Annotated in this window: 15 protein-coding genes; 6 read left to right on the forward strand and 9 right to left on the reverse strand. The window is 72.1% G+C overall.

The genetic code is table 11. The features are described from left to right. The first annotated feature begins 29 nt into the window (after positions 1-29). The 3 genes from AC3A5R_RS02555 to AC3A5R_RS02565 all read left to right on the forward strand — a co-directional run bounded on the left by AC3A5R_RS02555 (position 30) and on the right by AC3A5R_RS02565 (position 2636). On the forward strand, positions 30-653 hold the full coding sequence (locus AC3A5R_RS02555; protein WP_487619204.1) for a hypothetical protein: 624 nt from the start codon (positions 30-32) through the stop codon (positions 651-653). Positions 654-723: 70 nt separating this feature from the next. Beyond that, positions 724-1968, forward strand: coding sequence for a glycosyltransferase (locus tag AC3A5R_RS02560; RefSeq protein ID WP_487619205.1), 1245 nt, complete (start codon positions 724-726; stop codon positions 1966-1968). Positions 1969-1979: 11 nt separating this feature from the next. Then, positions 1980-2636, forward strand: a complete 657-nt coding sequence (locus AC3A5R_RS02565) for a TetR family transcriptional regulator (protein ID WP_487619206.1) — start codon at positions 1980-1982, stop codon at positions 2634-2636. A 72-nt stretch (positions 2637-2708) separates the two neighbouring features. Here AC3A5R_RS02565 and AC3A5R_RS02570 read toward each other — a convergent pair whose 3' ends face one another. The 8 genes from AC3A5R_RS02570 to ligA all read right to left on the reverse strand — a co-directional run bounded on the left by AC3A5R_RS02570 (position 2709) and on the right by ligA (position 12408). Beyond that, positions 2709-3728 carry a branched-chain amino acid ABC transporter permease gene (locus AC3A5R_RS02570; protein ID WP_487619207.1) on the reverse strand — a complete coding sequence of 340 codons (1020 nt, stop codon included), beginning with the start codon at positions 3726-3728 and terminating at the stop codon, positions 2709-2711. Further along, entirely contained in the window at positions 3725-4594 is an 870-nt protein-coding gene (locus AC3A5R_RS02575) for a branched-chain amino acid ABC transporter permease (RefSeq protein WP_487619208.1), read from the reverse strand. The genes AC3A5R_RS02570 and AC3A5R_RS02575 overlap by 4 nt, the downstream gene beginning before the upstream one ends. A 132-nt stretch (positions 4595-4726) precedes the next feature. Continuing rightward, positions 4727-5968: an ABC transporter substrate-binding protein gene (locus AC3A5R_RS02580; protein WP_487619209.1), complete on the reverse strand. Its 1242-nt coding sequence runs from the start codon at positions 5966-5968 to the stop codon at positions 4727-4729. Positions 5969-6121: 153 nt separating this feature from the next. Continuing rightward, positions 6122-6901, reverse strand: a complete 780-nt coding sequence (locus AC3A5R_RS02585; protein ID WP_487619210.1) for an ABC transporter ATP-binding protein — start codon at positions 6899-6901, stop codon at positions 6122-6124. Continuing rightward, a complete protein-coding gene (locus tag AC3A5R_RS02590; protein ID WP_487619211.1) occupies positions 6894-7649 on the reverse strand; it encodes an ABC transporter ATP-binding protein in 756 nt (251 codons plus the stop codon). Before AC3A5R_RS02590 ends, AC3A5R_RS02585 begins: the two co-directional genes overlap by 8 nt. A gap of 268 nt (positions 7650-7917) precedes the next feature. Continuing rightward, complete coding sequence (locus tag AC3A5R_RS02595; RefSeq protein WP_487619212.1) at positions 7918-8475, reverse strand: YciI family protein; 558 nt, start codon at positions 8473-8475, stop codon at positions 7918-7920. Positions 8476-8507: 32 nt separating this feature from the next. Beyond that, complete coding sequence (locus tag AC3A5R_RS02600) at positions 8508-10013, reverse strand: HNH endonuclease (RefSeq protein ID WP_487619213.1); 1506 nt, start codon at positions 10011-10013, stop codon at positions 8508-8510. Positions 10014-10200: 187 nt separating this feature from the next. Beyond that, positions 10201-12408: an NAD-dependent DNA ligase LigA gene (gene ligA / locus AC3A5R_RS02605; protein ID WP_487619214.1), complete on the reverse strand. Its 2208-nt coding sequence runs from the start codon at positions 12406-12408 to the stop codon at positions 10201-10203. A gap of 192 nt (positions 12409-12600) precedes the next feature. Here ligA and AC3A5R_RS02610 point away from each other — a divergent pair, with 192 nt between their 5' ends. Beyond that, positions 12601-14112 carry a long-chain-fatty-acid--CoA ligase gene (locus AC3A5R_RS02610; RefSeq protein WP_487619215.1) on the forward strand — a complete coding sequence of 504 codons (1512 nt, stop codon included), beginning with the start codon at positions 12601-12603 and terminating at the stop codon, positions 14110-14112. Between the two features lie 396 nt (positions 14113-14508). Next, the gene (locus AC3A5R_RS02615) at positions 14509-15741 is read left to right on the forward strand and encodes a L,D-transpeptidase (RefSeq protein WP_487619216.1); all 1233 of its coding nucleotides are present in this window, start codon (positions 14509-14511) and stop codon (positions 15739-15741) included. A 140-nt stretch (positions 15742-15881) separates the two neighbouring features. Here AC3A5R_RS02615 and AC3A5R_RS02620 read toward each other — a convergent pair whose 3' ends face one another. Next, the gene (locus tag AC3A5R_RS02620; RefSeq protein ID WP_487619217.1) at positions 15882-16874 is read right to left on the reverse strand and encodes a uroporphyrinogen decarboxylase/cobalamine-independent methonine synthase family protein; all 993 of its coding nucleotides are present in this window, start codon (positions 16872-16874) and stop codon (positions 15882-15884) included. A 118-nt stretch (positions 16875-16992) separates the two neighbouring features. On the opposite strand from AC3A5R_RS02620, the gene AC3A5R_RS02625 reads away from it, so the two are divergent. Next, entirely contained in the window at positions 16993-17880 is an 888-nt protein-coding gene (locus AC3A5R_RS02625; RefSeq protein WP_487620109.1) for a GNAT family N-acetyltransferase, read from the forward strand. The last annotated feature ends 40 nt before the right edge of the window (positions 17881-17920 follow it).

Consider the following 17920-nt stretch of genomic DNA (forward strand, 5'->3'; position numbering starts at 1 on the left):
GCAGGCAGACCGGTACCCGAGGAGACCCGATGACGAGTCCGACCAGCACCTCCACCCTCGACGCGGCCCCCGCGTCCGTTCCCCCGGCCGTGGAGGCGTCCACCCCCACGACGACCGACGCGTCCACCCCGACGACGCGTGACGCGTCCATCCCCCCGACCACCGACGCGCCCCAGGCGGGATCGACCGGCACGCCCGCCGCCGACAGGGCTCCGGCGGCCGCACCCCGCCCGGCGCGGACGCGGGCGCACGTGCGCCGGCTGCGCAAGGAGCAGGGCGACGCCTCCCGCGAGGGCGGTGTCGGCTCCGCCCTACGCTCGGCCGCCGGGGCCGGTCGCCGCGGCTTCGACCACGCCCGGTCGGGCCTCGCCAGGCTCGTGTGGACCGCCGCGCTGGTGGCGGCCGGTGTGCTCCTGCTGGGTGTCGCGCTCGTCGTCGCCGACGCGAACACCCGCAACGCCCTCGTCGAGTGGGTGCTCAAGGCCGCCGACGTGCTCGACCTCGGCGTCTTCGGCCGCGACACCGGCGTCAAGCAGTTCACCGGTGAGGGTGCGGTCGTCAAGAACGCCGTCGTCAACTGGGGCCTCGGCGCCATCGCCTGGCTCGTCGTCGGCCGCGTCGTGCGCCGCCTGCTCACCCTCGGCGCCCACTGACCTGCGGTTTCGGCAGGGCGGGGCGCCGCGCTACGCTTCCTTTGCTAACACTGTTCGCAAAGGAGTCGCCATGAGGATCCTCTCGCTCGCCCCCGGCACCCGGGGCGACGTCGCCCCCGCCGCCGGCCTCGGCCGGGCGTTCGTCAGCGACGGGCACGAGGTCACGGTCGTGGCCGGTGCCGAGCACGCCTCGCTCGTCACCGAGGTCGGGTGCACCCACGTGCCGATCGATGCGTCCATGACTCCCCCGGGCGACGAGTCGGGCGTGCGTGCCTACCTCGACGCGCTGCGTCGCTACATGGACGCGTCGGCGACGTCGGCTCTCGCGGCCCTCGACCCCGACCGACCGTTCGACGTCGTGCTCACCAACGCGATCTCCCCCTACGGCCACGACATCGCCGAGCACCTCGGGGTGCCGTCCGCGGCCGCTCTGCTCCAGCCCGCCGAGCCGAGCGGCGCCTACCCACCGATGATCGCCAGCGCTCGCGACCTCGGCAGGCTGGGCAACCGCCTGGCCGGCCGTCTGGCCGAGCGGGTCCGGACGCCGTACGACCCGGCCTGCGCCCGGGTGCGGTCGGAGGTGGGCCTCCCGCCCGAGAGCCGGGCTGCCGCCCAGCGCCGGCGCCGCCGCGACGGGCTGCCCGTGCACCACGGCGTCAGCCCGGCGGTCCTCCCTCGCCCCGACGACTGGTCGGAGCGCCTCGTGCTCGACGGCTTCTGGTGGTACCCCGCCCCCGCCGACTGGCAGCCACCGGCCGCCCTGGCGGCGTTCCTCGACGCCGGCCCTGCTCCGGTCGTGGTCACCCTCGGCAGCCTGCCGCCCGGTACCGGCACGGCGGCGCAGGTCGAGGCCGCCTTCCGGCCGGGACGGCACCGCGTCATCCTGCAGGGCGACGCGCTCGCAGGCGTCGCCGGGCGCCTTGCCGCCGAGCTCGGGACCGACCGCGTGGCCCACGCCGGCGACGTGCCCCACGAGTGGCTGCTGCCGCAGGCCGCGGCGGTCGTGCACCAGGCGGGCGCCGGCGTCACGTCGGCGGCGCTGCGAGCAGGCGTCGCGTCGGTGCCGGTGCCGATGCACACCGACCAGCCGTTCTGGGCGCGTCGTCTGGGCGCCCTGTCCGCCGGCACCGCACTGGTGCCGATGAAGCGCCTGACCTCGCAGGCCCTCGCCGCGCGGGTCTACGAGGCCGCCTCCTCCACCGACCTGCGCGACGGCGCGGCACGCGTCGCCCGTGCCCTCGCCGATGAGGACGGCAGCGCGCCGCTTCGCGAGTGGCTCCGCGAGCTCGACGGCGCGGCGCAGCGCCACCGATGAGAGTCGGTGCCGTGGACGACGACGTCATCTGGTTGCGTCCGGAGCAGTCCGCCGTCGGGCGCCCGGCGCGGCACACCCGGGCCGCCATCACCGACGCGGCCGTACGCATCGGGGACGAGCACGGTCTCGCGGCCGTCACGATGCGCAGCGTCGCCTCGTCCCTGGGCACTGCCGCTGGGTCGCTCTACCGCCATGTCACCGGTCGTGACGAGCTCGTCGACCTCATGGTCGACCGCGTCGCGGGAGAGTACGACCTGCAACCGTCGACGGGCGGCTGGCTCGACGACCTCGCCCAGCTCGCGGAGCAGGGGCTCGCGATCCACCGGCGCCACCCGTGGCTCGGTGACATCGTCGCGCCCCCGGTCCCGGGACCCCACGGGCTGGCCCTGACCGAACGCTGGCTGGCCGCGCTCGCCGACCACCCCGCCCCGGACAGCGAGAAGCTCGTGGCGTTCGCGGTGACCAACGCACTCCTCGGCGCCTTCGCTCGCACCGGCTACGGCACCGACCCCGCGCGCGCCCAGAGGCAGGCCGCCTACGTCGGCCGCGTCGTGGCCCGGGGTGGGCACCCCCGGCTGGCTGCCCTGCGTCCCGAGGGGCCGACCGACCCCGAGCAGGTGTTCCCGGAGGTCGTCCGCCGCACCCTGCGCGGCCTGCTCGACGCCTGACCGGCACCGACGCCGACGCTGACGGACGCTGACGAGCGCCGCCGGGCCTCCGCGGAGGCCCGGCGGAGAAGCTCAGTCCCGGCGGGCGCGGCGCCGGTCGAGGACGTAGGTGCGCACGAGGTTGCGCGCCGTGCCCCACACGCCGTGGCGGAAGAGCAGGACGATGACGACGAAGATCGTGCCGGTGATGAGGCCGATCCCCTCGAAGCCCGAGCTCGCGAGGTAGTCCTCGAGGACGACGACGATCGCGGCCCCGACGAGGCCTCCCCAGAGCGTGCCGATGCCGCCCAGGACGGTGATGAGCACGACCTTGCCCGACGTCGTCCACATCAGCTCCTGGAGCGAGGCGAACTGGTGGCTGATCGCGAAGACGCCGCCGGCGAGGCCTGCGAGGCCGGCCGAGATGACGAACGCCTTGATCTTGTAGACCTCGACGTCGTAGCCGAGGGCTCGCGCCCGCGCCGGGTTGTCGCGCACGGCCGTCAGGACGCGTCCGAACGGGGAGTTGACGACTCGCCAGGCCAGGAGCAGGCCGACGACGATCATCGCGGCGCCCGCGTAGTAGAAGTAGAACGAGTCGGTCTCGACCAGCTCGATGCCGAAGAAGTTCCGCGGGATGCCCTGCAGGCCGTTCTCACCGCCGGTGAGCGAGCGCGCCTGGTTGGCGATGAAGTAGAGCATCTGCGCGAAGGCGAGCGTCACCATCGCGAAGTAGATGCCGGTGCGGCGCACCGACAGGTACCCGATCGGCCAGGCGATGAGCATCGAGAACACCGCTCCCCCGATGACGGCGACGGGGAACGGCACGCCCCAGTGGATCGCGATGAGGCCGGTGCAGTAGGCCGATCCGCCCCAGAACGCGGCGTGCCCGAAGCTGAGCAGGCCGGTGAAGCCGAGGAGCAGGTCGACGCTGATCGCGAAGAGGCCCCAGCAGAGGATGTCCATCGCGACGGGCGGGTAGACCCAGTACGGCAGCAGGACGAGGACAGCGAGGCCCGCGAGGAGCAGCACGTAGCGGACCGGGCTGCGGCGCGACAGGATCGAGGGCTGGGCGAGGTCGACGTCGACCTTGCCGGTCAGCTGGGTGCTCATGCGACCTCCTCCCGTCCGAAGAGCCCCGAGGGCCGGACGAGGACGACGACCGCCATGAGGACGAAGATGACGATCTGGGCGAGCTCGGGTCGGTAGGCGACGCCGTAGGCCTCGACGAGCCCCACGAGGAAGCCGCCGACGACAGCGCCGAGGATCGAGCCGAGGCCGCCGATGACGACGACGGCGAACAGGATGATGATGAAGTTGCTGCCCATCTCGGCGGTGATGGCGCGCGTCGGCGCCGCGAGGACGCCGGCGAGCCCGGCGAGGGCGATGCCGAAGCCGAACACCGGCGTGACGAAACGGCCGACGTTGATGCCGAGGGCACGCGTCCGCTCGGCATCCTCCGTGGCCGCGCGCACGATCATGCCGATGCGCGTTCGCGTCAGCAGCAGGCCGACGGCCACGCACACGACGACGCTGAAGACGCAGGCGAAGATCGCGTAGACCGACAGGTTGACGCTGCCGATCGTCACCTGGCCGCCGAGCCCCGCGGGGATCTCGTACGGAAGGCCCGAGACGCCGTACCGCTGCTTGACGGCCTCGACGAGGATCAGCGTCAGGCCGAAGGTGAGCAGGAAGTTGTAGAGCGGGTCGAGGGCGAGGAGCCAGCGCACGAGGAGCCGCTCCATGAGGACGCCGAAGAGGAACATCAGCACGGGGACGACGGCGAGCGCCACCCAGAACCCGACGTGCAGCTCGGCGAGGAGCACCGCGGAGATGACGGCTCCGAGCATGTAGCAGGCGCCGTGCGAGAAGTTGACGACGCCGAGGACGCCGAAGATCACCGCGAGGCCGAGGGCCGACAGGGCATAGAAGCCGCCCGCCGCGAGGCCTTGCAGGGTGTACTGGATGAATTCGCTCATGTCACAGACTCGTTCGCGTTCGTCGCGCAGGCCCGAGGGACCTGGGACGTTCGGTGGACGGTGGGTGTGGCGTGGCGACCGGGGTGGCCGTCCGGCGCGCGAGTGTGCGCACCGGACGGCACAGGAACCCGGTCAGCCCATCTTGCAGTCGGGGTTGGCGGGGCCGTAGGCCTCGGCCGCGGGGATCGTCTTGACGATGTCCTCGTAGTCCCACTCCTCCGGCGCCGAGCTCTTGACCTTCGCCAGGTACATGTCGTGGATGACGGCGTGGTCGGCCTTGCGCACCTCGCCGTTGCGGAGGAACACGTCGTTGATCTTCTTGCCCTCGAGCTTGGCGACCACGGCGTCGGCGTCGTCGGTGCCGGCCTCCTGGACCGCCTCGAGGTAGTTCATCGCGGCCGAGTAGTTCGCGGCGTGGGCGAAGGACGGACGCGTGTTCGTCTTCTCCTTGAAGCGGTCGGCCCACTTCTTGTTCTGGGCGTCGAAGTTCCAGTACCAGGCGTCGGTGAACTGCGTGCCCGCGAACTGGTCGACACCGAGCGAGTGGATGTCGGTGATGAACATGAGGCCGACGGCCAGCTGCACCTTGCCCTTGAGGGGGCTCTGGTTGAACTGCTTGACGAAGTTGATGAGGTCTCCACCGGCGTGCATCGACCCGATGACCTTCGGGTTGCCCTCGCCGGCCTTGGTGATGAACGTCGCGAAGTTGTCGCTCGGGAACGGCGAGGCGATCGACTGCCCGACCGTGCCGCCGGCGCCCTGGATCTCCTTGGTGAAGGACTTGTTCATGTCCTGGCCGAAGGCGTAGTCGGGGTACACGATGTTCCACGACGTGCCGCCGGCCTTGGTGATGGTGGCGGCGGTGCCGCGGGCGAGGGCCGCGGTGTTGTAGGCCCAGTGGAACGTGTACTTGTTGCAGCTCTCGCCCGTGAGCTTCGTCGTGCCGGCGCCGATGTTGATGTAGAGCTTCTTCTTGTTCTTCGCCTGGGTGGCGACGGCGAGCGCGGCCGCGGAGTTCGGCACGTCCAGGATGATGTCGGCCTTCTGGCGGTCGTACATCTCCTGGGCCTTCGAGTTGGCGACGTCGGCCTTGTTCTGGTGGTCGGCCGTGACGATCTCGATGTCCTTGGCGACGGCCTTGTCGCCGTACTTGGCCTTGTAGTCGTCGATGGCCATCTGGATGGCGACCTTGGAGTTGGGGCCGGAGAGGTCCTTGTAGACGCCGGACTGGTCGTTGAGCAGACCGATGACGACCTTGTCGTCGGTCAGCTTGCTCGAGCCGCCCGACTGGGGGCCGCCCTGCCCGCACGCGGCGAGCGCGAGCGAGGCCGTGGCGGCCACGGCCAGCGATGCGTGGATCTTCCTGCTACGCATGTCCCCTCCTGGGGTGACGTCGGATGTGTCGTGTCGGATGTGTGTGGTGCGTGTGCGTGGTGGTGCGCGGGTGCGCCGGTGGAACCGGGGTGACGCGGGGTGATGCGGATGACGCTGCCGTCGGCCGGCCCGGCCGGGGGCGGCCAACGTGGGTTACATCCCGAGGTGGGTGAGCAGCTCGCTCTCGCGGGAGCGGAACTCGTCGTTGTCGAGGTGCTCGACGACCTGTCCCTGGGCGAGCAGGTAGTGCCGGTCGGCGACGGTCGAGGCGAACTTGACGTTCTGCTCGACGAGGAGGACACCGACGCCCTGGCCCTTGATCTCGCGGATGATCTCGCCGATGCGCTGGACGATGACGGGGGCCAGACCCTCGCTCGGCTCGTCGAGCAGCAGCAGGCGCGACCCCATCCGCAGCACCCGGGCCATGGCGAGCATCTGCTGCTCGCCACCCGACAGCCGCGTGCCGGGGAAGTCGCGCCGTTCGTGCAGGACGGGGAAGAACTCGTAGACCTTCTCGAGGGACCATGCGTCGGGGTGGACCACGGGCGGCAGGAGGAGGTTCTCGGCGACGGTGAGGCTCGCGTAGATGCCGCGGTCGTCGGGCACCCAACCGAGGCCGGCCCTGGCCCGCGCGTCGGCGGAGCGCTTCGTCACGTCGGCACCGTCGAAGGTGACGGTGCCCTCGACGTGCCGGTGCAGCCCCATGACCGAGCGCAGCAGCGTCGTCTTGCCGGCGCCGTTGCGCCCGACGAGGGTGACGACCTCACCGGCACCGACGCCGACCGAGACCTCGCGCAGGACGCGGGCCTCGCCGTACCAGGCCGAGAGGCCGGCGACATCGAGCACGTGCGCGGCGGCATCGCGGGAGGAGTGGGTGCGGTCGGTGGTGGCGACGGACGCGCGGGCGGCGTCGGTCGTGGCGGGCTCACTCATGGGACGCTCCGAGGTAGGCCGAGATGACGCGCTCGTCGGCCCGGACCTCGTCGTAGGGCCCCTCGGCGAGCACCTGGCCCGCCTGGAGCACCGTGACGCGGTCGGCCAGGGAACCGACGACGTGCATGTTGTGGTCGACGAACACCACGGTGCGCCCGACCGCGAGGGTCTTGACGAGCGCGATGGTCCGGTCGACGTCCTCGATGCCCATGCCGGCGGTGGGCTCGTCGAGCAGGAGCAGCTTGGGGTCGAGGGCGAGGGCGATGGCGAGCTCGAGGGCGCGCTTCTGGCCGTAGGCGAGCGAGGCGGCGGGAGCGCCGGCGCGGTCGGCGAGGCCGACCTGCTCGAGCAGGTCCATCGCACGGTCGCCGAAGGTGGCCAACCGCTTGACCGAGCGCCACCACTGCTTGCCCAGGCCGGTCGGGCTGGCGAGTGCGAGCTCGAGGTGCTCACGCAGCGTCATCTGCTCGAAGAGGCTAGTGATCTGGAAGGAGCGGGCGATGCCGAGCGGTGCGATCTGCTCCGGGGCCTTGCCGGTGACGTCCTGGCCGTCGAAGACGACGGTGCCGGACGTCGGGGTGAGGAAGCCGGTGAGCAGGTTGAACAGGGTCGTCTTGCCGGCGCCGTTCGGCCCGACGAGCGCGTGGACCGTGCCCTGCGCGACCGAGAGGTCGACGCCGGAGACCGCCGTGAACCCTCGGAACTCCTTGGTCAGGGCCCTGGTCTCGAGCAACGGGGTACCCGTCAAGACCTGCACCTCCTCGTGCGTCGCGCTGCGGTGAGCCGGCTGTCGGCCGGTCGCCGACGGTGGCGCCTCCCGGACTTCGGACCCGGCGTCGGGACCGGGGAGGCTGCGGGAAAGCCTAGGAGGGCCGAAGAGCGAAAGGACGGTGGGCACCCACACACCTCGCCCGGTTCTGTGGGTCGGGCACACATGCGGCTGGGCCCACCTCGACGGTGCTGGGACCCCCTCGGCCCGGGAGGACGTTCAGTCGGCCCCGGCACAGGTTGCCGCCTCACGAGGGGCGGCCGCCGGCCCTCCATGCGTGGACCTCGACGGCGACGAACGCCGGGTCGGCCAGGACCGCCCGCGCCAGGTCGGCGTCGGGCGCCTCGAGCAGTACGGCCGCGCCCACGGCGGTGGAACCGTCGTCGGACAGCAGCGGTCCGCCCACGATGACCTCGGCGCCGTCCGCCATCGGTGGCGCAGCGTTCGAGGGCTCGGCGAAGCCGAGGACGAGGTATCTCGGACCGTCCGGTGCATCGTCGAGGCGCCCGCTGTCGAACTCCCACATGGTCCGGCCCGATGCGTTGCGCCAGCGGCGCAGCAGCACGTCGCGATAGGCACCCGCCTGCCATCCGGGCTCCTCGAAGGCGAAGGCCCGCGCCGCTGCGGTGTCAGGCAGGTCGAGGATGTGCACGCTGCCGGTGAGCGTCCCGTCGGGCGCGAACGTCGGACCCCGGGCGATCATCGTGTCGGCGAACCGGTCCATGTACGACCAGTGCAGCTCCACCATCCGCGCCCGGAGCGACGTCGAGCCGTGGCGGTCGCGGTGGTAGCAGAAGAACTCCATGCCTCCACCCTTGCAGGTACGCAGGACTCGGGTCAGGCGGCGTCGAGGAGGAGGACCTCGAGGTGACGCTCGAGAGGACTGCAGAGGTCGCGCACATGACCCGGGACGAGCGGGGGCGCCAGCGACTCGTACCTGTGCCCGGTCGGCGTCGTGGTGACGACGCGGTGGGGTCCGGCGCGCTGACCAGCGGTCGGGTCGGCGACGGCTCTCCATCCCGGCAGCTGCTTGGTGTGGTTGCACCGGACGCAGAGGCCCTGGCCGTTGCCGGCGCTCGTCGCGCCGCCCGACGCATGGTCCTCGACGTGGTCGAGGTGGCGGATCGGGGCGTCGCACCACGGCGTTCGGCAGACGCCTCCGTCGCGGGCGACGAGGAAGCGGCGCAGGCCGCCGTCGAAGGTGCGGCGCGCGGATTCCATGGCGACGAGCTCGGAGGCGCTCGGGTCGGCGTAGAGCCGTCGCAGCCAGATCCGCGACCGCCTCGCATCCGGTCGCGGGTCGAACCGGTCCGAACCGGCGTCGCCGGCCAGCAGGCGGCGCGCCCACGCGGCCGGGACCGCGCCGTACCCCGGCAGCCGCCCTGGCACGTCGTCGCCCCAGAACAGGGCGCGGTCGGTCATGACGAGCTGCACCTCCACGGAGACGTCCTCGGCGCGCCCCTGCCCGGTGACCCGGACCACGAGCTCGTCGGCCATGACCTGCCCCTTGGTCCGGTCGTCGCCGGCCGCGCGGGCCGAGCCGGCGGCTACGGTCAGCGCCGCGTGGGTGGCGACGGCCTGGGCCACGGGCTGCAGAGCCGTCACGTAGGCCATGGTGTCGGGGGCAGGACGGATCGTGACCCGTCGATCAGCCTGTGCCCGAGCGCTTCTCGCGAGCACCGAGGCCGGCTCGACCACGTAGGCAGCGGCCCGGACACGACGTGCGAGCTCACGGTCGCCGAGTGAGCCGAGCTCGTCGCCGAGCCGCCCCGCGACCTCGGCGTCGACCTGACGACGCTGGTCCTCGTCGAGGCCCTCGGTCTCGCGAGCGACGATCCAGGCCCGCCACTCGCTGAGGTCACCGCGCTCGAGCGCCGCGAACGTCTCCGGCATCTCGCGGAGCAGCCGCAGCGCGAGACGGACGTGGTGGCTGCCGCGCGCCGGCGACTCCCGACGCGCCAAAGCCACCTGACCGGCCACGCTCCGGAGCGACTCTCGCCGCACGCCACGCCGCGCCCGACGCGTGGCGGCCGCCCCGTCCTCGGCGGCATTCGGGGAGACCGAGGCGAGGCGCGCCTCGTCGCGCGCGGCGCGCCATCCTTCGAAATCGCCTGCCGCGGAGCACTCCCGGGCCCGCTCGCGCCACTGCTGCGCGACCTCTGCCTGAGACTCGACGAAGGCAACCGTCACACGCGCCTGTGCGGCCGCCACGGCGGCCTTGACGCGCTCGAGCGCCGCGAGCTGGTCGACGCGGTCGGAGTCGCTGCCCCCGCCGTCGACGGCGCGCAACGCATCGACGAGGGACTCGAGCCCCTTCGCCGTACGCAGCGCTTTGTCGAACATGCGTTCGATTCTACGCCTTTCGGGCGTCAATGACCAGACTTACCTACAGGCGAATTCGGTTGACCGGCAAGGCTGTTGGTCGATCCAGACCACCACCGCAAACCCCTGACCCGCCGCAGCCGGCGGCGACCCAAGCGGTGTCCACGGGCCGGAGGCGCCGCCTCGACACGCGACGACCGTGTGCGCGTCAGTCGGCCGAGCCGGTCTCCAGGAGGCGGCGGAAGCCGTCTTCGTCGAGGATCGTCAGCCCGAGCTCCTCGGCCTTGGCGGCCTTGGTCCCGGCGTTCGCCCCGATGACGACGTAGTCGGTCTTCTTCGACACCGAGCCCGACGCCTTGCCGCCGCGGCTGATGATGGCCTCTTTCGTCTCGTCGCGCGAGAAGCCGTCGAGCGAGCCGGTCACCACGACCGTCTTGCCCTCCAGCGTGCGCTCGACCGACGCGTCGACCTCGTCCTCCATCCGCACCCCGGCGGCCGCCCACCGGTCGACGATCTCGCGGTGCCAGTCGACGCCGAACCAGTCGATGACGGCGTCGGCGATGACGCCGCCCACACCCTCGACCTCGGCGAGCTCCTCACGCGAGGCCGCGCGGACGGCGTCCATCGACCGGAAGTGAGACGCGAGCGCCCGCGCCGCCGTGGGCCCGACGTGCCGGATCGACAGGGCGACGATCACCCGCCACAGCGGCTGCGTCTTGGCCTTCTCGAGCTCGGCGAAGAGGACCTCGGTGTTGGCGCGCGGCTTCGAGGGCGTCTTGGCCGTGGGCTTGGTGAAGAAGTAGAGCTCCTGCTGCCACGGCCCGGGCACACCCTTGACCTTGCGGCGACGCCACACCGTGACCTCGCTCAGGTCCTCGGGCCTCAGGTCGAACAGGCCCGCTTCCCCCGGCAGCACGGGCTCCGAGCGCGGCACGCCGTCGGCGTCGGCCTCGTCGGGCCGGTCGAACTCCGGGTCGGTCAGGGCGATCGAGGCCTCCCACCCGAGCGCCTCGATGTCGAGACCCCCGCGCGAGGCCAGGCCGAAGACGCGCTCGCGCAGCTGGCTCGGGCACGCCCGGGAGTTGGGGCAGCGGATGTCCTTGTCGCCCTCCCTCTCGGGCGCGAGCGGGGTGCCGCACGACGGGCACTCCGTCGGCATGACGAACGCCCGCTCGGATCCGTCGCGCAGGTCGACGACCGGCCCGACGATCTCGGGGATGACGTCGCCGGCCTTGCGCAGCACGACGGTGTCACCGATGAGGACGCCCTTGCGCTCGACCTCGTAGGCGTTGTGCAGCGTCGCCTGCTCGACGGTCGAGCCGGCGACGACGACGGGCTGCATGACGCCGTACGGCGTGACGCGCCCGGTGCGTCCGACGTTGACCCGGATGTCGAGGAGCCGGGTGTTGACCTCCTCGGGCGGGTACTTGAAGGCGATGGCCCAGCGCGGCGCCCGCGAGGTGGCCCCGAGCTGACGCTGCAGCGGCACCTCGTCGACCTTGACGACGATGCCGTCGATCTCGTGGGAGCGGTCGTGCCGGTGCTCGCCGTGGTAGGTGACGAACTTCTGCACGGCCGCGATGTCGTCGAGCACGCGCACCTCGTCGGAGGTCGGCAGGCCCCAGCCGCGCAGACGGTCGTAGGCCTCGCTCTGCCGCTCGACGTCGAAGCCCCGACGCGCCCCGATGCCGTGCACGAGCATCCGCAGCGGACGCGTCGCCGTGACCTTCGGGTCCTTCTGGCGCAGCGAGCCGGCCGCCGCGTTGCGCGGGTTGGCGAACGGCGCCTTGCCGGCCTCCACGAGCGAGGCGTTGAGGTCGGCGAAGGCCGCGGTCGGGAAGAAGACCTCACCGCGGATCTCGACGAGCTCGGGCACGTCGTCGCCGGCGAGGCGCTCGGGGATGCCGTCGATGGTGCGCACGTTGTTGGTGACGTCCTCGCCCGTGCGGCCGTCGCCGCGGGTCAGCGCCCGGACGAGCCGGCCCTTCTCGTAGAGCAGGTTGATGGCGAGGCCGTCGATCTTCAGCTCGGTCAGGTAGTGGGCGCCGCTGCCGACCTCGCGCTCGACGCGCTCGGCCCACGTGTGCAGCTCCTCGAACGAGAACGCGTTGTCGAGGCTGAGCATCCGCTCGACGTGGTCGACGGTCTCGAAGCCGGTCGCGAACGAGGCCCCGCCGACATTCTGCGTAGGGCTTTCGGGCGTGCGCAGCGACGGGTGCTGCTCCTCGATCGCGTTGAGCCGCCGGATGATCGCGTCGTACTCGCCGTCGCTGATCGTCGGCGCGTCCTTGACGTGGTAGGCGAACTGAGCCGCTGAGGCCTGTTCGGCGAGCTCGGCCCACTCCTGGTGGACCGCGGTGGGGACGTCGTCGGTGACCGGCGTCGCGCCGGCGGCCTTTCCGGTGGTCTCGCTCACCCGCCCATCCTGCCAGCCGGGTCGGACACCGCAGCGGCCACGGCACGCCGCGAATCGCCCCGCCGCGCACCGCCACCGGAGCCCGTCCGGCGGACGGGGGCGAGAGACCGCCCACAGCCGACGACGAACCCCTGTTCACGAACGGACCGACGGGTAACAATGGCCGCACGCCAGCGCTGCAAAGGAGCACCGATGACCAACCTCGCCGCCAACCTCGTCGCGACCGCCGGGCGCGTCCCCGACAAGGTCGGGATCAAGCTCGACCAGCTCGAGGTGACGTGGGGCGCCCTGCACCGCGCTGCTGCGGCCGTCGCCGGGCAGCTGCGCGCGGCGGGCCTCGAGCCCGGCGACCGCGTGTCGCTCATCCTGCCCAACGTGCCGGCCTACCCCGTCGTCTTCTACGGCACGCTCCTCGCCGGCGGCATCGTCGTGCCGATGAACCCGCTCCTGAAGTCGGGCGAGATCCAGTACTTCTACGAGGACAGCGGCGCCCGGTTCAGCTTCGTGTGGCCCGACTTCGCCGACGAGGCCGGCAAGGCCGCCGCCGAGACGGGCACCCGTCTGGTCGTCTGTGGCCCGATGGGCCCGGCCGACGGACAGTTCGACGCCTCCGAGACCGCCGCGGAGCCAGTGCTCCAGGCCGTCGACCGCGCCGACGACGACACGGCCGTCATCCTCTACACGAGCGGAACGACCGGCAAGCCCAAGGGAGCCGAGCTCACCCACTTCAACCTGCACCGCAACGCCGAACGCTCGGCCGCCGACATCATGCAGATCACCGAGGACGACGTGATCATGGGCTGCCTGCCACTCTTCCACGTCTTCGGCCTCACGTGCGGGCTCAACACCTCGGTCCAGCGCGGCTGCACGCTCACGCTCATCCCCCGTTTCGACCCGGCCAAGGCCATCGAGGTGCTCGGCCGCGACCACGTGACGATCTTCCAGGGCGTCCCGACGATGTATGCCGCGATCCTCAACCACCCCGAGGCCGACCACGCCGACACGAGCAGCCTGCGCACGTGCGCCTCCGGCGGCTCGGCCATGCCCGAGGCCGTCATGAAGGCCTTCGAGGAGAAGTTCCACTGCCAGATCCTCGAGGGCTACGGCCTGTCCGAGACCTCGCCCGTGGCGTCGTTCAACATGCCCGACAAGCCGACGAAGCCGGGCACCATCGGCCGCGCGATCCCCGGCTGCGAGATGAAGCTCGTCGACATCGAGGGCAACGACACCCCGGCGGGCGAGATCGGCGAGATCGCGATCCGCGGCGAGAACATCATGAAGGGCTACTGGAACCGCCCGGATGCCACGCAGGAGGCCATCCCGGACGGCTGGTTCCGCTCGGGCGACCTCGCGACCGTCGACGACGAGGGCTACTTCACGATCGTCGACCGCAAGAAGGACATGATCATCCGCGGCGGCCTCAACGTGTACCCGCGGGAGGTCGAGGAGGTGCTCTACACGCACCCGGACGTCCTGGAGGCGGCGGTCGTCGGCGTGCCCGACGACCTCATGGGCGAGGAGATCGGCGCGGCCGTCGTGCTCCGGCCGGGTGCGACGGCGACGCTCGAGGACGTCCAGGGCTACGTCAAGGAACGCCTCGCCGCCTACAAGTACCCGCGGCGGCTCTGGCTGCTGCCCGAACTGCCCAAGGGCCCCACCGGCAAGATCCTGCGACGCGAGGTGCGACCCCGCACCGACGCCTGACCACGGTCGCGGGCACCGCCAGGCGTCCGCGCGTGCCGACGCGTCCCGAGGCGTCCCGACGCGTGCCGCCGCGTGCCGACGCGTGCCGACGCGTGCCGACGCGTGCCGACGCGTGCCGACGCGTGCCGACGCGCGCCCAGGGGTGCCGACGCATCTCCGGAGGCGTCGTTGCGCCCGCTCCGCTACCGTGACCGGGCGGTCTCGCGGGAGCCGGCTCAGAACTACCAGCGGGTACCCGCACCCGGCGTCGCACCGTCGCGACACGCGGGCGGCTGGACTCGCCGTACGTTTTGGAGTATTGCCCGGATTCGGCGACACTGATGACGGGTCACTACCGACGTGCCGTCCCCGCTCCGCCCCGGGGACTCCGGCACTTTCTCGAGGGGTACAGCACGCGTGAAGTCGAACATCCGTTCCGTCGTCGTTTCGGGCCTGGCCGCCCTCACCCTGCTCGGTGTGGCCGCCTGCAGCTCGGCCGGCACCGCGGACACCGCGAACCCGGGAGGGTCCGGCACCTCGGCGCCGGGCCAGACGAGCAGCGCCGCCCCCAGCCCGACCACCGAGCCGGTCGCGTTCACGACGACGCCCGCCGACGAGGCCACCGACGTCGCCGTCGACACCCGCGTCAAGGCCTCGGCCCAGAAGGGCACCCTGACCAAGGCGTCGCTGTCCTACACGAGCAAGAAGGGCAACCGCGTCGCCGTCGACGGCACCCTCGAGGGTGGCACGTGGACCGCTGGTGACCTGCTCGAGCCGGGCGTCAAGTACACCCTCACCCTCGTGGGCAAGGACGCCGACGGCAAGACGTCCGAGGCGACGCGCACCTTCCGCACCGCCAACCTGACGCTCGACGACCAGATCTACGTCGCGGTCTCACCGCGTGACGGCGGCACGGTCGGCATCGGCATGCCCGTCGTCGTGCGGTTCGACCTGCCGGTCAAGGACAAGGCCGAGTTCGAGAAGCACATGAAGGTCACGACCCAGCCGTCGCAGGCGGGCTCCTGGTACTGGCTCAGCTCCACCGAGGCGCACTGGCGTCCGAAGACGTACTGGAAGGCGGGCACCAAGGTGCACGTCGAGGCGAACCTCAACGGCGTCTCGGCCGGCAACGGAAAGTACGGCCAGATGTCGCGCACGTCCGACTTCACGATCGGGCGCGCCCTCGTCGCCAAGGTCAACCTCAAGACCGACCAGATGGACGTCTACATCAACGGCAAGTGGACCAAGCGGATCCCGATCACGGGCGGCCGCCCCGGCTTCATCACCCGCTCGGGCGTCAAGGTCATCATGGACAAGCAGACGAACATCACCATGAAGGCCGAGACGATCGGCCTGAAGAAGAACGACCCGAACTACTACGCCGACACCCCGGTCAAGTACGCGATGCGGGTGACGAACTCCGGCGAGTTCCTCCACTCCGCCCCGTGGTCGGTCGCCGACCAGGGCCACCGCAACGTCAGCCACGGCTGCACCGGCATGAGTGACGCCAACGGCAAGTGGATGTACGACCACACGATCATCGGCGACGTCGTCGAGACGACCGGCACGAGCCGCCCGATGACGATGGGCAACGGCTACGCCGACTGGAACCTCAGCCCGAGCGCGTGGGCCCAGGGCTCGGCGCTCTGAGACGCCGCTGAGTCCAGCACGGCTCGAGGCCGGTCACCCGCACGGGGTGGTCGGCCTCGGTCGTTCCCGTGCAGGTTCGTGCGCGACGGGTCACCCCGGCCGACGCGACAGCTCGACCGACGCGTCAGCCTGACCTTCGCTCAGTCCTCGGCCCGCTCGGCGAGCTCGCGGGACGCGTCGACGGCGGTGCGCTGGATGCGACGGGCGAGGTCCGGGGTGGTGGCGGCCAGACCGCAGGCCGGGGTGACGACGACGCCCGTGAGATCGGTGACGGGCAGCCCGACGCGGCGCCACGCGGTCTCGACGTGGTCGGCCACGTCGGTGGCGCGCAACCGGGATCCGTCGGTGGGCACGGACCCGGCGTGCAGCGTCACCCCGTCCTCGACGGCGACGGCAACGCCCTCCCAGCCGCGGGGGCGTAGCAGGCTCGTGTCGAGCGAGATCGCCGTGGCGCCGGCGGCACGCAGCAGCGGCAGGGGCGGGTCCACGGCACAGCAGTGCACGACGGTGCGACCCTCGGCGACCTCGGCCGCGGCGTCGAGGACCGAGCGCAGGCCGCCCGCGGCGACCTGCGGGTCGAGCGAGGGCAGCCTCCCGAAGCCGGAGGCCGTCGGCAGCCGGCCGGCCAGCACGGTGGGCAGCGACGGTTCGTCGACCTGCACGACGACCTCGGCGCCGGGCACGAGCCGGCGCACCGCACCGACGTGCTGGCGGATCCCCTCGGCGAGCGACTCGACGAGGTCGCGGCAGGCACCCTCGTCGACGACGGCCCGCTCCCCGCGTGGCAGCCAGAGCGAGGCGGCGAGGGTCCACGGGCCGACGACCTGCACCTTGAGCGGACCGGTGTGCCCGTCGAAGGCCTCGGCGAGCTCGTCGAGGTCCTCGCGCAGCAGCGCAGCGGTGCGCCCGGCGTCGCGTCCGGGCCGGTCGACGAGCCGCCACCCGACGGGCTGGAGGTCGACCGGCAGCTCGACGAGCAGGCCGGCGGTGCGCCCGACCATGTCGGCACCCGGACCGCGGGCCGGAAGCTCGGGCAGGTAGGGCAGCTGGCCCTCGAGCAGCTCACCGACCTGGGCGAGCGCGTCACGCACGGAAGTGCCTGGCCAGGAGCCGATGCCGGAAGCGAGGGTCACCGCGCCAGCCTAGGCGGACGCGTCTCGCCGGCCCGCGCGGGTCGCGCCGAGGCCGCGCGGTGCTCACGCGCCGCCGCCACCTCGGGGCGGTCAGGAAGCGCGCTAGCGTGGCGCGGTGATGCGACGCGACTTCTCCGGCCCCGGCGACCTGCGCGCCATCCAGGACCTGTGCTCGCGCACGTGGACGCCGACGAGCCGGTTCCACCCCGGTCAGCTGGCGTGGAGCCGCTACTACCGGCCCGTCGACCCGTTCGCGCTCGATGCGACCGAGGCCGTGTCGGTGTGGGCCGACGACGGCCACGCCGTCGGGTTCGGCTGGGCCGAGGCGCCCGACTGGCTCGAGCTGCAGGTCGACCCGGCCCACCCTGAGGTGGCCGTCGAGGTGCTCGAGTGGTTCGAGGAGTGGAGCGACGCCGACGAGCAGTCGGTGATGGCCGTCGAGGGCGACGCCGCGGTCGAGTCGGCGCTCGCCGAGGCGGGTTTCCAGCCCCAGCCGGACGCCCCGTTCTTCATCCACCACGTCCTCGACCTCGACGCGCTGCGGCCGGTCCCCGCCGTGCCCGGGTACACCTTCCGCCCGGTCCGGGGCGACGAGGTGGCCGAGCGGGCGGCCGTCCACGTCGGTGCGTGGTCCGATCTCGGCCCCTCGCAGGTCGACGCGTCGTCCTACGGACAGCTCATGGCGGCGTGGCCCTACCGCGGCGACCTCGACCTCGTGGTCCTCGACGCGTCAGGGACCATGGTCGCCTCGGCGCTCGTCTGGCTCGACCCGGCGACCGGCGCCGGGCTCGTCGAGCCGGTCGGCTGCCTCCCGGACCATCGCGGTCGTGGCCTGGCCGCAGCCGTGACCCTCGCGGCCCTGCACGCGCTGCGCGACGCCGGTGGTCGGGTCGCACAGGTGACGCCACGCGGCGACGCCGCCTACCCGGGCCCCCAGCGCATCTACCGCGGCCTCGGCTTCGAGCCGACGGCGCGGGTGCTCACGTGGAGCCGCTCGGCCGGCTAGAGCGAGACCGCCATCTCGTGCCGGTCGAGGACCGCGGCGA

It is taken from the genome of Intrasporangium sp. Soil_C_50, from assembly GCF_057656595.1.